General features: G+C 63.6%; 17 protein-coding genes. 4 read left to right on the forward strand and 13 right to left on the reverse strand.

Features of this window, described 5'->3' with window-relative positions; genetic code table 11:
* Positions 1–131 precede the first annotated feature (131 nt).
* Together grxD and GR138_RS13285 are read left to right on the forward strand one after the other, a co-directional pair.
* A complete protein-coding gene (gene grxD, locus GR138_RS13280; RefSeq protein ID WP_160859718.1) occupies positions 132–467 on the forward strand; it encodes a Grx4 family monothiol glutaredoxin in 336 nt (111 codons plus the stop codon).
* Positions 468–592: 125 nt separating this feature from the next.
* Positions 593–1,798: a multidrug effflux MFS transporter gene (locus tag GR138_RS13285; RefSeq protein ID WP_160859819.1), complete on the forward strand. Its 1,206-nt coding sequence runs from the start codon at positions 593–595 to the stop codon at positions 1,796–1,798.
* Between the two features lie 225 nt (positions 1,799–2,023).
* Here GR138_RS13285 and GR138_RS13290 read toward each other — a convergent pair whose 3' ends face one another.
* The 10 genes from GR138_RS13290 to GR138_RS13335 all read right to left on the reverse strand — a co-directional run bounded on the left by GR138_RS13290 (position 2,024) and on the right by GR138_RS13335 (position 10,096).
* Positions 2,024–2,845, reverse strand: a complete 822-nt coding sequence (locus GR138_RS13290; RefSeq protein ID WP_160859719.1) for an inositol monophosphatase family protein — start codon at positions 2,843–2,845, stop codon at positions 2,024–2,026.
* The gene (gene ttcA / locus GR138_RS13295; RefSeq protein ID WP_160859720.1) at positions 2,832–3,701 is read right to left on the reverse strand and encodes a tRNA 2-thiocytidine(32) synthetase TtcA; all 870 of its coding nucleotides are present in this window, start codon (positions 3,699–3,701) and stop codon (positions 2,832–2,834) included. The genes GR138_RS13290 and ttcA overlap by 14 nt, the downstream gene beginning before the upstream one ends.
* A gap of 31 nt (positions 3,702–3,732) precedes the next feature.
* Positions 3,733–4,659, reverse strand: a complete 927-nt coding sequence (locus GR138_RS13300) for a glutaminase (RefSeq protein WP_160859721.1) — start codon at positions 4,657–4,659, stop codon at positions 3,733–3,735.
* Between the two features lie 75 nt (positions 4,660–4,734).
* A complete protein-coding gene (gene rpsD / locus GR138_RS13305; RefSeq protein ID WP_069058975.1) occupies positions 4,735–5,352 on the reverse strand; it encodes a 30S ribosomal protein S4 in 618 nt (205 codons plus the stop codon).
* 223 nt (positions 5,353–5,575) lie between these two features.
* Complete coding sequence (locus tag GR138_RS13310) at positions 5,576–7,087, reverse strand: helicase HerA domain-containing protein (protein WP_160859722.1); 1,512 nt, start codon at positions 7,085–7,087, stop codon at positions 5,576–5,578.
* A gap of 118 nt (positions 7,088–7,205) precedes the next feature.
* The gene (locus tag GR138_RS13315; protein ID WP_160859723.1) at positions 7,206–7,493 is read right to left on the reverse strand and encodes a HigA family addiction module antitoxin; all 288 of its coding nucleotides are present in this window, start codon (positions 7,491–7,493) and stop codon (positions 7,206–7,208) included.
* A 13-nt stretch (positions 7,494–7,506) separates the two neighbouring features.
* Positions 7,507–7,785: a type II toxin-antitoxin system RelE/ParE family toxin gene (locus GR138_RS13320; protein ID WP_160859724.1), complete on the reverse strand. Its 279-nt coding sequence runs from the start codon at positions 7,783–7,785 to the stop codon at positions 7,507–7,509.
* A 38-nt stretch (positions 7,786–7,823) separates the two neighbouring features.
* Positions 7,824–8,585: a glutamate racemase gene (gene murI / locus GR138_RS13325; protein ID WP_160859820.1), complete on the reverse strand. Its 762-nt coding sequence runs from the start codon at positions 8,583–8,585 to the stop codon at positions 7,824–7,826.
* Positions 8,586–8,619: 34 nt separating this feature from the next.
* Positions 8,620–9,453, reverse strand: a complete 834-nt coding sequence (locus GR138_RS13330; protein WP_160859725.1) for an RNA methyltransferase — start codon at positions 9,451–9,453, stop codon at positions 8,620–8,622.
* Positions 9,454–9,520: 67 nt separating this feature from the next.
* On the reverse strand, positions 9,521–10,096 hold the full coding sequence (locus tag GR138_RS13335) for a hypothetical protein (protein WP_160859726.1): 576 nt from the start codon (positions 10,094–10,096) through the stop codon (positions 9,521–9,523).
* A gap of 215 nt (positions 10,097–10,311) precedes the next feature.
* On the opposite strand from GR138_RS13335, the gene GR138_RS13340 reads away from it, so the two are divergent.
* Complete coding sequence (locus GR138_RS13340) at positions 10,312–11,526, forward strand: NADP-dependent isocitrate dehydrogenase (RefSeq protein ID WP_160859727.1); 1,215 nt, start codon at positions 10,312–10,314, stop codon at positions 11,524–11,526.
* Positions 11,527–11,639: 113 nt separating this feature from the next.
* Positions 11,640–12,275 (forward strand): glutathione S-transferase family protein, encoded by a 636-nt coding sequence (locus tag GR138_RS13345; protein ID WP_160859728.1) that lies wholly within the window; start codon positions 11,640–11,642, stop codon positions 12,273–12,275.
* A 179-nt stretch (positions 12,276–12,454) separates the two neighbouring features.
* Here GR138_RS13345 and GR138_RS13350 read toward each other — a convergent pair whose 3' ends face one another.
* The 3 genes from GR138_RS13350 to alaS all read right to left on the reverse strand — a co-directional run bounded on the left by GR138_RS13350 (position 12,455) and on the right by alaS (position 17,467).
* Positions 12,455–13,315 (reverse strand): AraC family transcriptional regulator, encoded by an 861-nt coding sequence (locus tag GR138_RS13350; protein ID WP_160859729.1) that lies wholly within the window; start codon positions 13,313–13,315, stop codon positions 12,455–12,457.
* A gap of 149 nt (positions 13,316–13,464) precedes the next feature.
* Entirely contained in the window at positions 13,465–14,697 is a 1,233-nt protein-coding gene (locus GR138_RS13355) for a GGDEF domain-containing protein (protein ID WP_160859730.1), read from the reverse strand.
* Between the two features lie 109 nt (positions 14,698–14,806).
* The gene (alaS, locus tag GR138_RS13360) at positions 14,807–17,467 is read right to left on the reverse strand and encodes an alanine--tRNA ligase (protein ID WP_160859731.1); all 2,661 of its coding nucleotides are present in this window, start codon (positions 17,465–17,467) and stop codon (positions 14,807–14,809) included.
* Positions 17,468–17,796: the final 329 nt, after the last annotated feature.

Genomic DNA, 17,796 nt, shown 5'->3' on the forward strand with positions numbered 1-17,796 from the left:
CCCCTGAAATCCTAAGGCAACCCCTTGCGTTTTTTCCGAGGGCCTTCTGGCAATTCTCAGCCGGGGTTGTTATCTAGGGCGAACGGTTCATCGCATCGGCCCTTGACGCCGATTTGCTAGGGAATACTGCAATGAGTGGCATCCACGATTTCATCGCCAACGAAGTGAAGACCAACGACGTCGTCCTGTTCCTCAAGGGCACGCCGGAATTCCCGCAGTGTGGGTTCTCCGGTCAGGTCGTTCAGATCCTCGACTATGTGGGTGTGGACTACAAGGGCATCAACGTGCTCGCCGACGCCGACATCCGCCAGGGCATCAAGGACTATTCCAACTGGCCGACCATCCCGCAGCTTTATGTGAAGGGTGAGTTCGTCGGCGGTTGCGACATCGTGCGCGAGATGTTCCAGTCGGGCGAATTGCAGTCGCACCTTCAGGAACAGGGCATTTCGATCAAAGGCGCTGCCTGACGCTTTACGGTCTTCCGACCTCTAGCTTTTCAAAGGCGCCGCACCCCAGCGGCGCCTTATCTCTTTCATGGATTATAGTGATTATGTCTGGACTTTCCCCTGAAGCTGCCCAGCGCCTCAAAGGCATGGGCAAGATAGAATTCATTGCGCTCATGGCCCTGTTGATGGCGCTCAATGCGCTCGCCATCGACATCATGCTGCCCGGCCTCCAGGAAATCGGCGCCAGCCTCGGCGTCGAGAACGAGAACCACCGGCAATACGTCATCTCCGCCTATCTGATCGGCTTCGCCTTCGCGCAGCTGCTCTACGGCCCGGTCTCCGACCGGTTCGGCCGGCGTGCGCCAATGTTCGTCGGACTGGGCATCTATGTCATCTCCTCGCTTGCCGCCATCCTCGTTCCGAGCTTTGCCGGGCTGCTCGTGCTGCGCTTCGTCCAGGGCATCGGCTCGGCGGCGATGCGCGTCATCACCGTCTCCATCGTCCGCGACATTTTTGGCGGGCGCGCGATGGCGGAAGTGATGTCGCTCATCATGATGGTCTTCATGGTCGTTCCCGTCATGGCGCCCGGCGTCGGTCAGGTTGTCATGCTGTTCGGCGAATGGCATCTCATCTTCGTCTTCATGGCGGTGATGGCCGGCATCATCTGGGCCTGGATGTACGTCCGCCTGCCGGAAACGCTGCATCCCGAAGACGTGCGGCCCTTCACGGTGCGCTCGGTTCTCGGAGGCTTCCGCATCGTCCTCACCGACCGCGTGGCGCTGTGCTACACGCTGGCGAGCACCTTCATCTTCGGCGCGCTGTTCGGCTTCATCAACTCCGCGCAGCAGATCTATGTCGGCATTTACGGGCTCGGCGTCTGGTTCCCCGTGGCCTTCGCCGCCGTCGCGGCCTTCATGGCGCTGTCGTCCTTCGTCAATGCGAAGCTCGTCGGCCAGTTCGGCATGCGGCGGCTGTCGCATGGGGCGCTGCTCGGCTTCCTTGCGGTCAACACGCTGTGGCTGCTGCTGACGCTCTTCTGGCCGGGGCATGTGCCTTTCGCGATCTTCATCGTGCTGTTTGCGCTGTCGATGTTCCAGTTCGGCTGGATCGGCTCGAACTTCAACTCGCTTGCCATGGAGCCGCTCGGCCACGTCGCCGGCACGGCCTCCTCGGTGCTCGGCTTCATGGGCACCGCCGGCGGCACGATCATCGGCGCGATCATCGGCCAGTCGTTCAACGGCACGGCCCTGCCGCTGGTCATGGGCTTCTTCTCGCTCTCGATCATCGGCCTGATCTTCGTTTTGATCGCCGAACGCGGAAAGCTGTTCCAGCCGCACAACAAGGCGGTCTGATGGTCGGCCCGAGGAAGCAAGCCCTCCTCAAACCTACGGCTTGAGAAACCCGCCGTACCTCTCCTCCGTCATCCTCGGGCTTGACCCGAGGATCCATGCCACAAGTGAGGGCGTGCGTTGGGGGTGGATCCTCGGGTCAAGCCCGAGGACGACGGAGGAGAGGTTAGTAGACAAAAAAGACCCGGTTGCGGATGCAGCCGGGTCTTTTGCTTTGTGGATAAAACCTCAGTCGACGAAGACTTCGCGGCGCAGCATGTCCCAGCTATCCTTGTCCGGCGCGACCAGCAGGCCACCCTCGACATGGTGCGGCTTGTAGGCCGAGCCGTCGAAGCGGGCGGCGTAGGCGCCGGCTTCCTGCGCGATCAGCGTGCCGGCGAGGTGATCCCACGGCATCAGCTTGTTGTACATCAGGTAATGCAGATGACCGCCGGCCAGGGTGCGGTACTCGTGCGCCGCGCACCGATAGTTCGAGACGAAGGCGACCTGCGCCAGGTTCGCCAGGATGCGCGCGCGGCGCTCGCGATCGAGGAAGCTGGTGGAGGCCATGCCGGTCATCGCTTCCAGCGGGGCGGCACCGCGCGCCTTGAGCCGGACGGCCGGGCGGTGATCGCCGGTCTGCCAGGCGCCGCCGCCCTTTTCCGCCATCACGAAATCATCGCCCATCGGGTCGTAGATGATGCCGCCCACGGTCTCGCCACCGGAGACAATGGCCGCCATGACGCCGAACAGCGGCACGCCGGCGGCAAAATTGAAGGTGCCGTCGATCGGATCGACGACGATGGCCGTTTCGGCATCGCCAAGCTTCGACAGCAGGGCCGGATCGGCGGCGACCGATTCCTCGCCGACGAACAGCACGCCCGGGAACTGCGCGGCCACTTCGCGCTTGATGAAACGTTCCGCCGCCTCGTCGGCAACCGTCACGAGGTCGTTGGCGTCCGCCTTGGTCTGGACGTCGCCTTTTGCGAGCGCGCGAAAGCGCGGGCGGATTTCGACCTCGGCCGCCTGTGCAAGCACGAGCGCCAGGGCATTGATGTCAATCGTCGTCATGGGGCCTTACCGTTTCGAGGGAAGAGAAATCGAAAAGCTTCGGGTCGAGAAGATGGGACGGATTGGTATGGCCGAGCGCGCGCAGCATGGCGTCCTTGCGGCCCGGCATGCGCGTTTCGATATCGGCCAGCATCGCCTTCATCGCGTTGCGCTGGAGGCCGTCCTGCGAGCCACAGAGGTCGCAGGGGATGATCGGGAACTGCATGGCAATCGCGAACTTCGCCAGATCGTCCTCGGCCGCATAGGCGAGCGGCCGCAGCACCATCAGGTCGCCTTCGTCGTTCAGGAGCTTCGGCGGCATGGCGGCCAGTCGCCCGCCATGGAAGAAGTTCATGAAGAAGGTTTCGAGAATGTCTTCCCGGTGATGACCGAGCACCAGCGCATCGCAGCCCTCCTCCCGGGCGATGCGATAGAGATTGCCGCGCCTGAGACGCGAGCAGAGCGAACAATAGGTCGCCCCCGCCGGCACCTTCTCCTTCACGATGGAATAGGTGTCGCGGTATTCGATGCGGTGTTTGACGCCGATCGATTTCAGATATTCGGGCAGGATATGTTTTGGAAAATTCGGCTGGCCCTGGTCGAGATTGCAGGCAACCAGCTCGACCGGCAGCAGGCCGCGCCATTGCAGGTCCATCAGAAGCGCAAGCAGGCCGTAGCTGTCCTTGCCGCCGGAGACGCCGACGAGCCAGCGCTTCTGGCCCTTCAGCATGGAAAAATCGTCCATCGCCTGCCGCACCTGCCGGAGCAGGCGCTTGCGCAGCTTGTTGAACGACACGCTGGAAGGCGCATCCGCGAAGAGCGGATGGCGGCCATCGTCCGGAGTGTCGTCGTCGGTTTCCGCGAATGCCAAGGTCATGGGCCTGCAATGCCCCGAACCGGCGGCACAATCAAGCCCCGAAGACCGACCAGCCGGTGCGCGCCGCCAGCATTTCCAGCGCCAGCGAGCCGATCAGCGAATTGCCATTGTCGTTGAGGCCGGGCGACCAGACGGCAACGGACGCCTTTCCGGGCGCAACGGCCAGAATCCCGCCGCCGACGCCGCTCTTGCCGGGCAGGCCGACGCGATAGGCGAAATCGCCGGAACCATCATAGTGCCCGCAGGTCAGCATCAATGCGTTGATACGCCGCGCCCGAAGATGCGAGACGACGCGGTGGCCGGTCAGCGGGTTGGTGCCGCTGTTGGCGAGAAACAGCCCCGCCTTGGCAAGCTGCCGGCAGCTCATGGCGAGCGCGCATTGGTGGAAATAGACGCCAAGCACCAGTTCGGCCGCGTGATCGAGTTTTCCGAAGGAGCGCATGAAATTGGCGAGCGCGAAATTGCGAAAACCCGTCGCCTGCTCGGAGCGCGCCACCGACTGGTCGATGATGATGTCGTCTTCATCCGCCAGATAGCGCAGGAACCGCACGATCTCGCCGATCGCCTCCTTCGGCGTATGGCCGGCCAGCACGAGGTCGGTGATGGCGATGGCGCCGGCATTGATGAAAGGATTGCGCGGGATCCCGCCCTCCTGCTCCAGCTGGACGATGGAGTTGAACGCAGAACCGGACGGCTCGCGGCCAACGCGCTTCCAGATCGATTCGCCGTGCTTGCCGAGCGCCAGCGTCAGCGTGAAAACCTTGGAAATGCTCTGGATGGAGAACGGTTCTTCCGCATCGCCGACGAGATGCACGTCGCCATCGACCGTCACCACGGCCATGCCGAATTTTTCGGGATCCACATGGGCGAGTTGGGGAATGTAGTTCGCCACCTTGCCCTCGCCGCGCCGCGGCGACAGCGTGGCGTGGATGTCTTCGATGATGCCCTGCAGATCCATCCGTCATTTTCCCCAAAGAAAAAGCCGCCAATTTCTTGGCGGCTTTTCCAGATTGCGCAAGGTGTCGACCGCGAATTAACGCGAGTAGAATTCGACGACCAGGTGCGGTTCCATGACGACGGCATACGGCACGTCGGAGAGAACCGGGATGCGAACGAAGGTGGCGACCATCTTGTTGTGATCGACTTCGATGTAGTCCGGAACGTCGCGCTCAGCGAGGCCAACGGATTCAAGAACCGTGACGAGCTGCTTGGACTTTTCCTTGACTTCGATGACGTCGCCCGGCTTGCAACGGTAGGAACCGATGTTGACGCGCACACCGTTGACCTTGACGTGGCCGTGGTTGACGAACTGACGGGCAGCGAAGACCGTCGGAACGAACTTGGCGCGGTAGACGATCGCGTCCAGACGCGATTCGAGCAGGCCGATCAGGTTTTCTGGGGTGTCGCCCTTGCGGCGCTCGGCTTCAGCGAAGATCGCGCGGAACTGCTTCTCGCGGATATCGCCATAGTAGCCCTTCAGCTTCTGCTTGGCGCGGAGCTGAACACCGAAGTCCGAAAGCTTGGACTTGCGGCGCTGGCCGTGCTGGCCCGGGCCGTATTCGCGGCGGTTGACCGGGGACTTCGGACGGCCCCAGATGTTTTCGCCCATACGGCGGTCGATTTTGTACTTGGATGCAGCGCGCTTGCTCATCGCATTTCCTCTAAGTCTTGTTATGGCCTGCCCGTTGCCGGACCGGCTCAAGGAAACACGCCCTCCTCTGAACCTTTTCGAGGCTCCGACAGGCTTCTCACGATCGCGACCGGAGAATCCACGGGACATGTCAAATGAAACACCGGACATTTCTGCCCGGCGTTGGCGGGGTCATTAGGCGAGTTTTACAAAACTGTCAACGAACAAAGCCCGGAAAATCGGCCTATTCCGCCGCATCGCGGTGGGAATCGGCAAGATCCGGCCCGTTGGCATCGCCCGGCAGCGTCTCGCAGCCGAGATCCGGGAAGGCGACGATGCGGTGGCCGGCGAGATCGCTATGCACCACGACCAGCCCCTGCTCCTCGAAATAGCCGAGCAAGCGGCGCGCCCGGCGGGCCGAATGCGTGCCATAGGCGCGCGCGATGCGCGCGTCCGATGGGCAGGCCAGCCCGCGCACCGCGGCTTGCGCGACCAACAGGAACACGCCCTGCAAATCCTCGGTGACGTTGCGCGACAGCTCGAGCGCCCTGCCCCAGATCTCTGTCGCCGCCGTCTCGGCATCGACGCCGGAGCGTGCCACCGCCATCTTGCGGCGGAAGGCCGGCAGCGACAGCGGTGCACCCGGCACGCGGCGGATGCGGCAGCGCACGAGGAAGTCCTGGAACAGTTCCGCATCGGCGCGGAAGGCGGCTTCCGGGTTGCTGAGGATTTCGGCGAGCGCCTGATCAAGCAGGCCTTCGCGCTCCTCGGCGGAAATTTCCGGCGCGGGCGCCTTTGTTTCCGTCTGCACCGGTTCGGGGCGTGCGCGCGACAGTTCGGCAAGGATATCCGTCGTCGGACGCGGCGCGGGCGGCGCGCGGCGCACCAGCGGACGGGTAAACTCTTCGGGATCGGGCGTGAAGATCAGGTCTTCGACATCCTGCGGCGCATCCGGCAGCGGCATCAGCTTGGGACTGGTCGAGCGGGCGGAGGTTTCCACCGCGCCGATGGTCACCGGCAACGGTCGGCGCGACAGCGCGGGCCCCAGCGCCACGAAGGAACCGCGCGGCAGGTCGCGGAACATTTCCGCCTGCCGACGATCGAGGCCGAGCAGATCGGCGGCGCGCGCCATGTCGATATCGAGAAAGGTGCGGCCCATCAGGAAGTTCGAGGCCTCGGCCGCAACGTTCTTGGCGAGCTTGGCAAGGCGCTGCGTGGCGATGACGCCGGCAAGGCCGCGTTTACGGCCACGGCACATCAGGTTGGTCATCGCGCCGAGCGAGAGTTTTCGCGCCTCTTCCGAGACCTCGCCGCTGACCGCAGGCGCAAAGAGCTGCGCCTCGTCGACGACGACGAGCACCGGATACCAGTAGTCACGGTCGGCATCGAACATGGCGTTGAGAAAAATGCCGGCCGCGCGCATCTGCTCGTCGGCCTCAAGGCCTTCCAGCGAGAGTACACAGGACACACGGTGCTGGCGGATGCGGGTCGCGATGCCGACCAGTTCCGCTTCCGTGCGCTGTCCATCGACCACGACATGGCCGAAGCGATCGGACAGCGTGACGAAATCACCCTCGGGATCGATGATGACCTGCTGCACCCAGGGCGCCGACTGTTCGAGCAGGCGGCGCAGAAGATGCGACTTGCCCGAGCCCGAATTGCCCTGCACCAGCAGGCGCGTCGCCAAGAGTTCCTCGATATCGAGCTTGGCCGGTGCGCCGCCCTGCACCGTTCCCATGTCGATGCCGACCTTCATGCCGTTCCTCGTTGCTGTAATTCATGATTCGCCCGACCGCCACCGGGCAACCGGAGAGCCCTAACACGAAATGAACGCCCGTCACGACCCGCTTTGGAAAAACCCACAGGGTTCTCGCTCAGGCGGCCTTGTCATCCAGTGGCTGAATTACGGGCTGATCGCGCTGCATGGCCGCTGCCAGATCGAAATTGGACTGCATGGAGAGCCAAGCACGCGCCGTGCCGACGCCAGCCCGCTCCAGTCGCAGGGCCAAATCCGGGCTGACGGCCGCACGGCCGTTGAGCACACGGGAAAGCGCCACCCGCGACATGCCGAGGCGACCGGCAGCATCCGTCACCGAAAGGCCTAGCGGCTGAAGCACATCTTCACGGAGCAGTGCGCCGGGATGCGGTGGAATTTTCATCATAACCACGGTCCTCTCAATGATAGTCTTGGTAATCGACCAATTCGACGTCGGCTCCAACGAAGCGGAAGGTCACCCGCCAGTTTCCGTTCACCCAGATCGACCAATGCCCCTTCTTATCGCCTTTGAGAGGATGGAGCTTGAAACCGGGCAGGTTCACATCCGCAGGATCGCTTGTGACATCGAGCAGGCCGAGGATACGACCAAGCTTCGCGGCATGTGCAGCCTGAATCCCTTTCGTCGAGCCCGTGCGATACAGGAGTTCCAATCCCTTGTGTCGGAAGCTGACGATCATGACGCACTGTATCGCGTACCGATACGCGATACAAGCCGTCAGACGACGCGCAGGCCAAACCCTTGCATCAGGCGGCGTGTCGAAAAATCCGGGGCGCCCGAGGTGAAGACGGCGATGTCCTCGCCGGGGGCAAGCGTTTCGAGCGGCGGCACCAGGCGGCGGGCCTGGCGGGCAATGGCTTCGGCGGGGTCGAGCCAGTCGACCGGCCATGGGGCGAGCTTGCGAAACAGGTTCGCCATGAAGGGATAATGCGTGCAGGCGAGTACGACGATATCGGTCTTGCGGCCGTTCTCATCGGTGAAACAGGGAATGATTTCCGCGCGCACCACCTCATCCGACAGGGATTCGCCGCGGATATAGGCCTCGGCCATGGGCGCCAGGCGCTCCGAGCCGACGAGCCGCACGTCGCACTGGCTGGCGAAGGACTGGATAAGATCGCGCGTATAGGCGCGCTTGACCGTGCCGGGCGTTGCCAGCACCGAAACGAGGCCGGAGCGGGTGCGCTCGGCGGCGGGTTTGATAGCGGGCACGGTGCCGACGAAGGGCATATGCGGAAAGGCGGCGCGCAGATCGGCGCCGACCAGCGTGAAGGCCGTGTTGCAGGCGATGACGCAGACTTCCGGATCGTGCTCGGCCAGCAGTTTCCCGAAGAGTTCGATCACGTGCGCCTTCAGCGCCGGCTCCTCCCAGGGGCCATAGGGAAAACCGGCATCATCCGCGACATAGATGAAATGCCGCTCCGGCATCAGCACGCGCGCTTCGCGCAGCACGGTGAGCCCACCGATGCCGCTGTCGAACATCAGGATGGGCTTTGCGGCATGCTCTGCAGATGGTCTAGTCGTCGTCACGGGGCACCTTGGGCCGGCGGTTGCGGGTGCGGTTGGGGTTCGCGGCCCCGCGTGGCGATTCCCGCGTGAAACGATCAAGGCAGGAAATGATGCCGCGCAGGACCTGGATCTCCGTACCGGTGAAGGAAGGACGCGTCAGAATGGCACGCAGGTTCTCCACCAGTTTTGGCTTTTTTTCGGCAGGCCGGAAATAGCCGCGCGCATCGAGCGTTTCTTCCACATGGTCGAAGAGGCCCTGCAGCTCTTCCTTCTTGGCCGGGCGCTGCGGCAGCGCGTCGAACGGCGTGTCCTCGACCGATGTCAGGCCGCTCTTCATCCACTCGTAGCTCATCAGCAGCACGGCCTGGGCGAGGTTCAACGAGGCGAAGGCGGGATTGACCGGGAAGGTCACCAATTCGTCGGCAAGGGCGATTTCCTCGTTGGTGAGGCCGGTGCGTTCACGACCGAAGAGAATGCCGGTCTTCTCGCCCGCCCGGAAGCGGCCGCGCAGATCGTCGGCGGCAACGACCGGCGAGCGGACTTCCTTGTAGCCGTAGCGGTCGCGCGCGGTCGTCGCATAGACGAATTCGAGGTCGGCGACGGCCTCCTCCAGCGAGGCATAGACCTTTGCTGCCTCGATGACATGATCCGCCTTGCTGGCGGCCGAAATCGCCTTCTCACTCGGCCAACCGTCACGCGGATTGACCAGGCGCAGTTCCGCCAGGCCGAAATTGGCCATGGCGCGCGCCACCATGCCGATATTCTCGCCGAGTTGCGGATGAACGAGGATGATCGCCGGTCCTTCGGCGATCAGCGTGCGTTCGCTGTTCGTGCCTGCCATGCCCAAAATTCCCTAGAAAGATGAGGCCTACTGGCACAAATGGCCGAAAATGAAAAGCGGCAGCCGCCTATTCCGGCGATTCCGCAGCACTTCCGTTGCCGCCATTGGCGCCACCCTCTGCAATCTCGACCAGTTCCTTCTTCAGCGACGCGGCGTCCTCGAAGCTCGGCCGCTCGATATCGTCGATGACCGCGCGGCCATCCTCCTCGATCAACTTGAAAACCAGCTTTTCCGGCTGCCAGTCGGAGGCGCGCTCGCCGAAACAATGGCTGTTGTCGAAGGTCACGGTGATGTCTTCGGCGCCCGCGGCCGGCTGGCCTTCGGTTGTCGTCACGTCCTTCAGCGCGCAGCCGTCCTGGCCGCCGATGATCGGATCGTAGTCGAAGGGCGAACCGCCATCCTCATAGGCCGGGTACTTCGCGGCCTCACGGTATTTCGCCACGAAATCCTTGCTGTAGAGGCGCTTTAGAAAATCCTCGCTGAAATAGTCGGTATAGGGCGGCGGCGTGTCGGTGTCGGTGCCCATGTCCTGCCAGTTGGTGGTGGCGGCAGACAGGATTTCCGCGACCGGCGCCTTGAAATCGGCAGCCTGGACCGAAACCGGCAGCAGAAGGGAAAGCGCAACGAGACCGAAACGCGACATGGCATTCTCCATTGGATGACGACAGGTCCGGATGGCCCTGCGAGCGGACCTTCCTGAAACGGAATTTTGGCGAAACTTATTCTTTCGTCTCATGAAAATAAACCGCCTCCGCCCATGCTTGGCTTTGCCTTCCCGGCCTTGAGTGCTATAGGGCCAAACGGTTCTTTCAAGTCCACGATCCGGGGCATTCTGCCCCTACAAGCACGAGGCTCCCCATGGCAAAGATCAAGGTCGCCAACCCCGTCGTCGAACTCGACGGCGATGAGATGACGCGCATCATCTGGCAGTTCATCAAGGACAAGCTGATCCATCCCTACCTGGACGTGGACCTCGAATATTACGACCTCGGCATGGAAAACCGCGACGCCACCGACGACCAGGTGACGATCGACGCGGCCAATGCCATCAAGAAGCACGGCGTCGGCGTCAAGTGCGCCACCATCACGCCGGATGAAGCCCGCGTCGAGGAATTCAGCCTGAAGAAGATGTGGAAGTCGCCGAACGGCACGATCCGCAACATCCTCGGCGGCGTCATCTTCCGCGAACCGATCATCTGCAAGAACGTGCCGCGCCTCGTGCCGGGCTGGACCAAGCCGATCATCGTCGGCCGCCACGCCTTCGGCGACCAGTACCGCGCCACCGATTTCAAGTTCCCCGGCAAGGGCAAGCTGACGATGAAGTTCGTCGGCGAAGACGGCAAGGAAATCGAATACGACGTGTTCGACGCCCCGTCCGCCGGTGTCGCCATGGGCATGTACAACCTCGACGATTCGATCACCGAATTCGCCCGCGCCTCGTTCAACTACGGCCTTCAGCGCAAGGTGCCGGTCTACCTGTCCACCAAGAACACCATCCTCAAGGTCTATGACGGCCGCTTCAAGGACATCTTCCAGCAGGTCTTCGACGCCGAATTCGCCGACAAGTTCAAGGAAGCCAAGATCTGGTACGAACACCGCCTGATCGACGACATGGTCGCTTCGGCGCTCAAGTGGTCCGGCGGTTACGTTTGGGCGTGCAAGAACTATGACGGTGACGTGCAGTCCGACATCGTCGCGCAGGGTTTCGGCTCACTCGGCCTGATGACCTCGGTTCTGATGACGCCGGATGGCAAGACGGTCGAAGCCGAAGCCGCGCACGGCACGGTGACGCGCCACTACCGCCAGCACCAGAAGGGCGAGGAAACCTCGACCAACTCGATCGCCTCGATCTTCGCCTGGACGCGTGGCCTCGCCCACCGCGCCAAGCTCGACGGCAATGCGGAACTCGCCAAGTTCTCCGACACGCTGGAACGCGTCTGCGTCGAAACCGTCGAATCCGGCTTCATGACGAAGGACCTGGCACTCCTCATCGGTCCCGACCAGCCGTGGCTCTCCACCACCGGCTTCCTCGACAAGATCGACGAGAACCTCAAGAAGGCCATGGCGGCCTGAGCCACACAACCCTTGGAAAGCCCGGCCTTCGCGCCGGGCTTTTTCATAGGCGCGCCCTTGCGGCGTTGGCGGCCTGCCTTATCTTCCCTCCCGCCACATGCAGGGAGGACAGCATGGCCGAAGACCTCGTATTCTACGCCAACCCGATGTCGCGTGCGCGCATCGCCCGCTGGATGCTGGAGGAAGTCGGTGCGCCCTACCGCACGGAATGGCTGACCTTCGACGGGACGATGAAATCGTCGGACTTTCTCGCCATCAACCCGATGGGCAAGGTGCCGACGATCCGGCACGGCAAGACGGTCGTCACCGAAGCCGCCGCGATCTGCGCCTATCTCGCCGATGCCTTCCCGGACGCGGGCCTTGCACCGCCGACCGACAAGCGCGGAGACCACTATCGCTGGATGTTCTTTGCAGCCGGGCCGCTGGAAATGGCGGTCTCGATCAAGGCCTTCAGTCTCAATGTGCCGAAGGAGCGCGAGCGCAGCATCGGCTGCGGAAGCTACGAATCGGTGATGGACGCCCTCTCCTTCGCCGTCACGCAGCATCCCTACATCACCGGCGAGACCTTCACCGCCGCCGACGTCTATGTCGGCGCGCATATCAGCTGGGGCCTGCAATTCGGCACGCTGGAAGCCCGGCCGGAATTTCAGGCCTACTGGGATCGCCTCAAGGAGCGCCCGGCCAGCAAACGCGCGACCGCCATCGACGACGAGGAAATGCACCGCCAGCTTGCGGCGGCGAAGGGCTAGAGTTTCTCCCGCTTTCGCTTCGTCTCGGCACACCCCCTCATCCGGCCCTTCGGGCCACCTTCTCCCCACGGGGGAGAAGGGAACCGGGACGTCAGCGATCTTCCCCTTCTCCCCCGTGGGGAGAAGGTGCCGGCAGGCGGATGAGGGGGGGTGTCGACAAGCGGCCCTGAATGCCTACCTCACCCCACTGGCTGGAGCGGCAGGAAAATCTCCGTCAGCAACTCATTGGGCGGGACTTCGCGCGGGTTGTTCAGGTAGGCCTCGAACATCACCTCGTCGCGGATCGAGCGGCCGGAGGCCGGCAGCCAGGTGGCATAGAGCCAGCGATAGGCCGCGCCCATGTCGGCATAGGGGCCCTTGTGGCGCAGCACGGCATAGTCGCCGCCCGCCAGCGTGCGCCGCACGAGCGGCGGCTCGGCCGGCACATCCCCGCTTGCCGTCACGCAGGCAAAGGAGCGGAGTTTTTCCTCCGGCACGAGATCGGGATCGTCGAGAAAGACGCCGACCATACGCATGTCCGGGCGAAAAATGTTGCGGGAGAACAGCGCGCCGTAGAGCGCCTCGAAGGCCTTGCCGATGCCCATATAGGAACCGGCATGCGGGATGCCGAGCAGCGTCTGCTCGGACATGGTGCGGATGGTGATGTCGTACATATGCGGCGACTCCTTGCCGTTTTCGGGTTCGAAGGCGCGATGCGGCCCCTCCTTGCGGTAGCGCGCCGGCGGCATGCCGTAGGCGGCCGCGAAGGTGCGCGTGAAGGATTGCAGGTTGGGATAGCCCCATCGCGCGGCGATGTCCCGGACGGAGGTGTTGCTGCGCACCAGATCACCCGCCGCGCGGTGCAGACGCAGCCGGCGCACGGTCGCCGCCAGCGTTTCGTTGTGCACGGCCCGGTAGACGCGGTGCCAGTGATGGGCGGAAAGGCAGGCGATGTCCGACAGCCGGTCAAGGTCGAGATCCTCTTCCAGATGTTCGTAGATATAGGCGGAGACGCGCAGCAGGCGCTTCTCGTACGTGGCCCAGATCTCGTTTGCGCTCATGCCGCTTCCTTTCTCGTCGGGACGCATTCAACCAAGCATGAGGCGATTTCACAAATCCTGCGCTTCTGCCGCGCCCGGCAATTTTCACGTCGTTGCGAAGACGGGTGGCCTGAAATGAGAGGGAGATCGACGCAGCGGCGCTGAGATGATTATCCGGCTACGGATATGCCGGTGGCCGGGTTGGACGACAGGCGCATGCGCTCGGCGACATCGGCGAGCCCCGTAGACGGCGCCCAACGCATCACGCAGTTGCGGCCGGCCTCCTTGGCAGCATAGAGCGCCTTGTCCGCCGCCGACTGCAGGCGGTCGAAATCCGAGCCGAAGGTGGCGACATCCGCAAGGCCGATGCTGACGGAAACGCTGATCTCGTGCCCTTCGCGGGAAATCGACAGGGCGGCAACCGCGCGCCGCAACCGCTCGGCAAAATCCGCCGCGTGGTCGATATCGTGCCGCGGGGCGAACAGCGCGAACTCCTCGCCGCCGAAACGGCAGAACAGCATGCCGTCCTCCAGCGACGACGAGATTTGCTCGGAAAAGCGCTTGAGCACCACATCGCCGGCGACATGGCCATGGGTGTCATTGATCGCCTTGAAGCGATCGAGATCGAAGATCATCAACGTGCCCTGCCCGCCGCCGGCAAGGTGCGCCTGTACATCCTCCAGGAACGAGCCGCGATTGGCGATGCCTGTCAGGGTGTCGGTGCGCGAGGCCTGGCGATAGAGGGCTTCGCCGCGCTCCTTGATCAGCACCAGCATGGCGACGGCAGCAAGGATCGTGTGGGCGAAGAGTTCCAGCGAGAAGAGCGCAAACCAGGTCGAATAGGCCGTGCCATGGCCGAGTTCGACCGGTGCGAGAACGGCCATGGGGATGCGCAGCGAATAGATGGTGCCGTGCGACAGGAAGAAGATGGCGGCAATCGAGCGGGTCGGCAGACGCTCCAGCCGACGACCCGCCCAGATATCCAGGCCGATCCAGATGGAATAGGCAGCGATGATCACAGACGACAGGATGACGCGATTGTTGATGTCATTGGCCACCGGCGGCAGCAGCAGGTAGGCCGCGCTCCACAGAACCGGGCCCGCCAGCACCACCGACAGATAGAGCGGGCGACGATCGAAGACGCGAAAGCCCGCCCACATGAACGCATAGCCGAAGGCCGCCAGCGCATTGCCGAGACCGACGGTGATAAGCGGAAAGCCGATGGGGCGTAGCGCGAAAAGCAGCGTGCAGAGGGAGCCCACCCACATGGACAGGCACCAATAGCCCGCTGCGGCGTGACGGCGATCGGTAAGCCAGACCTGAAGCATGAAAATCCCGACGACCGTCGTCGCCAGAAACGTGCAGATCATCAAGGTCGATATGCTGATGAAGTCTTCAATCAAAACACAGAACTCCGCGCGCGAGGATGCTAGGCGCAAACGCTGAAGACTTCGCAAACAAAACGGCGGGCCTGAGCCCGCCGTCGTATCTTCCATTCGTGAGTGCCGGAGGTCAGCCAGCGATGGCTGCGGCAACCGCTTCGATGGCGTCGGCAGCCTTTGTACCATCAGGGCCGCCGGCCTGCGCCATGTCCGGGCGACCGCCGCCGCCCTTGCCGCCGAGCGCTTCGGACGCGCGGCGCACCAGGTCCACGGCACTGAAACGGCCCGTCAGATCGTCGGTGACGGCAACCACGGCGCTTGCCTTGCCATCCGCCGAGACGCCGACGAAGGTGACGACGCCGGAACCGAGGCTCTTCTTGCCCTCGTCCGCCAGGCTTTTCAGGTCCTTCGGCTCGACGCCGGTGACGACCTTGCCGAGATATTTTGTGCCGGCAACGTCGCGCACGCCGTCATCGCCGCCAGTCGAACCGCCGGACAGCGCCAGCTTCTTCTTCGCCTCGGTCAGTTCGCGCTCCAGCTTGCGGCGCTCGTCGACCAGCGCCTCGACGCGGGCGAGCACTTCGCTCGGCTGCGCCTTCAGCACGGTCGCGAGCGTCTTCACGCGTTCGTCCTGTTCTGCGAGATAGGCGCGGGCCGCCTCGCCGGTCAGTGCCTCGAGGCGGCGCACACCGGAGCCGACGGCGCTTTCGGAGACGATGCGCACGAGGCCGATCTCGCCGGTGGCGGCCACGTGCGTGCCACCACAGAGTTCGACGGAATAGGCCCGGTTGGCCTTGGCGCCGTGCAGGCCGGTGCCCATCGAGACGACGCGGACCTCATCGCCGTACTTCTCGCCGAACAACGCCATGGCGCCCTCGGCAATCGCGTCGTCCACCGTCATGAGGCGCGTGGTGACCGGGGAATTCTGCACGATGATTTCGTTGGCCATGTCCTCGACGATGCGCAGTTCCTCCGCCGACATCGGCTTGGGGTGCGAGACGTCGAAGCGCAGGCGCTCGGGTGCTACCTGCGAGCCCTTCTGGGCGACGTGGGTGCCGAGCACTTCACGCAGCGCCTCGTGCAGCAGGTGCGTCGCCGAATGGTTGGCACGCAGGCGCGAGCGACGGGCATGGTCGACCGTCAGCGCGACCGCGTCGCCGACCTTCAGCGTGCCGTCGACAACGGTGGCGGCGTGAACGAAGACGCCCTCGCCCTTGCGCTGCGTGTCCGACACTTCGAGCCGTGCGGTGTCGGAGGAGATGACCCCGGTATCGCCCATCTGGCCGCCGGATTCCCCGTAGAACGGCGTCTGGCTGACGACGATCTGAACCTCATCGCCCGCCGAGGCGGCATCGACCGACTTGCCGTCGCGCACGATCGCCTGCACGACGCCTTCGGCCGTCTCGGTGTCGTAGCCAAGGAATTCGGTCGCGCCGAACTTTTCCTTGAGCTCGAACCAGATCGTCTCGGTCGCCTTGTCGCCGGAGCCGGCCCAGTGCGAGCGGGCCTCGGCCTTTTGGCGCTCCATCGCATCGGTGAAGCCGGACAGGTCGACATTGATTTCGCGCGCGCGCAACGCATCCTGCGTCAGGTCAAGCGGGAAGCCATAGGTGTCGTAGAGCTTGAAGGCGGTTTCGCCGTCCAGCATGTCGCCCTTGCCCAGCGTGCTGGTCGCGTCGGACAGCAGGCTCAGGCCGCGCTCCAGGGTGGTGCGGAAACGGGTTTCTTCCAGCTTCAGCGTCTCGGAGATTAGCGCTTCGGCCCGCTGCAATTCCGGATAGGCGCGACCCATCTCGCCGACCAGCGTCGGCAGCAGCTTCCACATCAGCGGATCCTTGGCGCCGAGCAACTGCGCATGGCGCATGGCGCGGCGCATGATGCGGCGCAGCACGTAGCCACGGCCATCTTTCGCCGGCAGCACGCCGTCGGCGATCAGGAAGGCGGAGGAGCGCAGGTGATCGGCAATGACGCGGTGGCTGGCGCGCGCCTCACCCTCGGCCGGAACGCCCGTCGCCTCGACGGACGCGTCGATCAGCGCGCGGAACAGGTCGATGTCATAGTTGTCGTGTTTGCCCTGCAGGAGTGCCGCGACACGCTCAAGGCCCATGCCGGTGTCGATCGACGGGCGCGGCAGGTCGACGCGCTCTTCCTTCGTGATCTGCTCGAACTGCATGAAGACGAGGTTCCAGATCTCGATGAAGCGGTCGCCATCCTCTTCCGGCGAGCCGGGCGGGCCGCCCCAGATATGATCGCCGTGGTCATAAAAGATCTCGGAACAGGGACCGCAGGGGCCGGTGTCACCCATCGCCCAGAAATTGTCGTTGGTCGCGATGCGGATGATGCGGTCGTCGGTCAGGCCGGCGATCTTCTTCCACAGATCGAAGGCATGGTCGTCCGTGTGGTAGACGGTGACGAGCAGGCGGTTCCTGTCGATGCCGAATTCCCGGGTGATCAGGTTCCAGGCAAGCTCGATCGCCTGCTCCTTGAAATAGTCGCCGAAGGAGAAGTTGCCGAGCATCTCGAAGAAGGTGTGGTGGCGCGCGGTGTAGCCGACATTGTCGAGGTCGTTGTGCTTGCCGCCGGCGCGCACGCATTTCTGCGCGCTCACGGCCGTCGAATAGGGACGGGTCTCAAGGCCGGTAAAGACGTTCTTGAACTGCACCATGCCGGCATTGGTGAACATCAGGGTCGGGTCGTTGCGCGGCACGAGCGGGCTGGACGGCACGACTTCGTGTCCGTTCTTGCGGAAATAGTCGAGGAAAGTCGACCGGATTTCATTCACGCCGTTCATATCGCGTCCTTCATCTCTGCACCGTCTGCACCTGTCGACGGTGCATTACCCACCCAATTTGATTACAGCAGATGCGAAACCGCCCCGCCGGCCGGAGTGCCCGCCCGGAGGCCATTGGAAAGACCATCCATCCGCGAATTCCGTCGAACTGCACGCGGCCGCCGCCTATCTTGCGGAAAGGTCGAATACCTTGGGGCGCGCGCGAGAACTCAAGGCTTTTATCGCCCGCCTCGGCACCTGTCCAGACACCAAAAAACCGGCCTTTCACGAAGAAGAGGCCGGTTTTTCAGGAATTTCGTATTTTGGTTTGCGCCTGTCCTCGGCGCAAA

The organism is Shinella kummerowiae, assembly GCF_009827055.1.
Taxonomy (GTDB): Bacteria; Pseudomonadota; Alphaproteobacteria; order Rhizobiales; family Rhizobiaceae; genus Shinella; species Shinella kummerowiae.